Raw genomic sequence first — 3009 nt, 5'->3', positions numbered from 1 at the left:
ATATCGACTTCAAATCCCGCTCCACGGATCCGCAGCTCCAAGCAATGTCGACATTGGGCAGACTCATCGCCCAAACATATTTTATTCTCATAAATCGCATACTTAGGTCTCACCGCTAGTGGCGACAAATTGGGCATCACCACATTTGCCCCTGCCTGAAGCGCCTTCTCCCTGCCTTGGGGATGAATCGTTCCCATTGCCGTGGACGCCGGAATAAGTGCATCTGGAACGACCAATCGGGATAACGAAATAATATCGAGTGCCTTTTCCATGCTCCCCTGACTGGCATCCCGAAGCGGCGTGTTGCTATGCGGTAAAAAGGGGCCAATCCCGATCATATCTGGTGACAGGCTGTGCAGATAGACCAAATCGTCTGCTAATTCACTATTCGTTTGTCCTGGTAACCCCACCATACATCCGGCCCCGATCTGAAAGCCGATTCGTTGCAAAGCCAGCAGACGGCTGCGCCTGCTTTCCATCGTCATCGTCGGATGCAGCTTGGCGTACAAACGGGGGGAAGCTGTCTCATGCCGCAGCAAAAAACGGTCCGCGCCCGCCTCGTATAATTGCTCATAAGTTTCATCATCCCGTTCACCGATGGACAGTGTAACCGCCACATCCGCAAAACGGCTTTTAATTTCGCGAATCAATTTCGTCAGCCGGGCTGCTGTAAACCAGTAATCTTCCCCACTTTGCAATACAAAGGTCCGATAACCGAGTTCATACCCCTCCGCACAACAGGCCAGAATTTCTTCTGGCTGCAAACGGTAACGATCTGCCTGTTTATTCGAAGCGCGCAGCCCACAGTACATGCAGTCCTGACGACATATACTGGAGAATTCAATTAATCCCCGTAAAAAAACACCTTTGCCATAGCGCTCCAATTTGGTGCGAGCTGCCAGGTGGCGCAGTTGAGCCCGAAGCGTTGGCTCATCATCCAGACGTGTCAGCAGCTCCATCATTTCCATATGCGTCCATTCCTTGCCGTCAGCCAGACGCAGTAATAATTCGTCCGTGACTCATCCCTTCTTCCCTCGTCCATCCGGACTTCACATCATCAGCGGCTTGTACCGTACATGTATTATTCTAGCAATATCGGAGAGGATGTAACGTGATTAGTTTCACAAAAAATCCCATTTTATAAAAACCTCCTCCAACTTCTGCCCCAAAAAATACACATTTATATCAACACACAAAAAAGCTGTCTCTTCCTCTAATGGAAGAAACAGCCCTTGTCGATGGTTCTGCTTATTACTGAATCAAATCAATCGCCTGCTGGGGTACAAAATAATCAACGCCGTTAAATACAACTACACCGTTGAGCGTGGTATTTTTACCATTCAACGTAGCGACATTTTTGTATACCGGAAGCTCCAGCTTGTTACTGCCTTTGGTCACCGTAATGACTTTCGTGTCCGCAGTAAACTTGGCTCCTTTAGCTTCAAAAGCGGCTTTTGCAGGAACAAAAAGCTGCTTGCTGACCGTACCCAAATCCAGTCCAAGTACACGTGTCATATATTTATTAACATCTGTATTGTCGATTACACCGGTTGGACGGTCTCCGTTCGGCGCATACGTGTACAGCACGACATCGCCTCCTGTATGTCCGCCTGTAGTCCAGCCAATATTCGCACGTTTGCTAATGATCGGTCCAACAGCATAGTTCATGCTGCCTTCTTTGGCATCCTTAATGGTTTTTACTTCTTCGTCTGTCAAATCGGTGATGCCAAAATATGTGGAAAGCACCTCTTTAATATTGCTGCGATCTGCATTCAGCTTGGCTTCCAAGCCCTCACCCGTCAGCTTCGCTTTTTTCAGCGGGTCTATAAAAGAAGCTAAAGGTGTTTTGTCATAATTGCTAGTTGTATCGCTGCTACCAATCGTCAATCCACCGTTTCCGTGGTCTGTCACTGCTACGACGACTGTATTTTGGTTTTGTTTGGCGTAATCCACAGCAACTTTCACTGCATCGTCAAACGAAAGCACGTCACTAATAATTCCGGTTGGATCATTTGCATGGGCGGCCCAATCCACCTTACTGCCTTCTACCATTAAGAAGAAGCCTTTATCGTTTTTGGACAACACATCAATGGCTTTCGATGTCATTTCTGCCAGACTAGGTTCCTTGGATGCATCGCGATCCAGGTTATACGCAAGGGCTTCGGGAGAAAAGCTGCCCCAGAGCTTGCTGGAGGTCGAATTTTTCAACCCTTCAGGTGTCGTGACAAAGTCATAACCCTGGTCTTTAATTTGGGCTACCAAATCTTGGCCATCTTTACGCCCTGCTGCCTCCAAAAACTTACCGCCTCCGCCTAACACTACATCAACCCCGTTGTAGGCTTGCTGCATGCTGAGTGCATCATAATTTTTACGATCAGGATAATGTGCAGTAAAATCAGCTGGTGTCGCATGCATAATCTCCGAAGTCGCAATAATTCCAGTCGATTTTCCTGCCAGCTTGGAAGCCTCAAGAATGGAAGCTACAGGCTTTTTGGCGTCACCCGCTGCAATGGGTTGTTGTCCGGGCATTGTCGCTTCATCAGGAAGGACACCTACATACCCAGTATGAGATTTATGTCCTGTGGCAAAAGCAGTACCCGCTGGAGCAGAATCGGCAATTGGAGCATCCGCAGAATGCGTACGCACCATGCCGCTTGCCATGCTGTCTAACGTTAAGGAAGATCCTTTGTACCATCTAGCCAGTGCAGTGGCGTCATTAGCCATACCGTCTGGAATCAAAATAATTACGTTTTTAATCGACGTGTCCTTTTCGACTGCCATCGCCGTCCCACCGCTTACTGCTAGCATCATAGTCGCTACGAGTGCTGCCACCGATTTTTTCGTATGTATCCCCCAACATTTTAGCATTCAATTTCCTCCCAGACACTTTATTGTACAATCAGAACTAAGTCTAATCATACTTTGTCAGGAGAATGTTAAGGGGATTGTCTAACTATATTAAAGATGCTCTCTGGAGTATTGGTCTCACTCAAATTGTTACTGATTTAC

The 3009-nt window shown here is 47.5% G+C and carries 2 protein-coding genes; both read right to left on the bottom strand.

All coding sequences use genetic code 11. The features are described from left to right. Positions 1–962: [FeFe] hydrogenase H-cluster radical SAM maturase HydE (gene hydE / locus GRP75_RS23110; RefSeq protein ID WP_237449149.1), on the bottom strand; the 962-nt coding region annotated here is incomplete at its 3' end. A 289-nt stretch (positions 963–1251) separates the two neighbouring features. Next, entirely contained in the window at positions 1252–2868 is a 1617-nt protein-coding gene (locus GRP75_RS23105; RefSeq protein ID WP_028540673.1) for an alkaline phosphatase, read from the bottom strand. Between the last annotated feature and the right edge of the window lie 141 nt (positions 2869–3009).

Source organism: Paenibacillus sp. OT2-17 (assembly GCF_009827695.1).
Lineage (GTDB): Bacteria > Bacillota > Bacilli > Paenibacillales > Paenibacillaceae > Paenibacillus > Paenibacillus polymyxa_B.
The sequence above is the reverse complement of the archived record's forward strand: the minus strand, read 5'-3'. Positions and strand labels throughout refer to the sequence as shown.

What these genes read in the sequence shown, in the direction of transcription:
- GRP75_RS23105 (WP_028540673.1), bottom strand. Translation starts at nt 2,868, where the DNA reads ATGCTAAAATGTTGGGGGATACATACGAAAAAATCGGTGGCAGCACTC.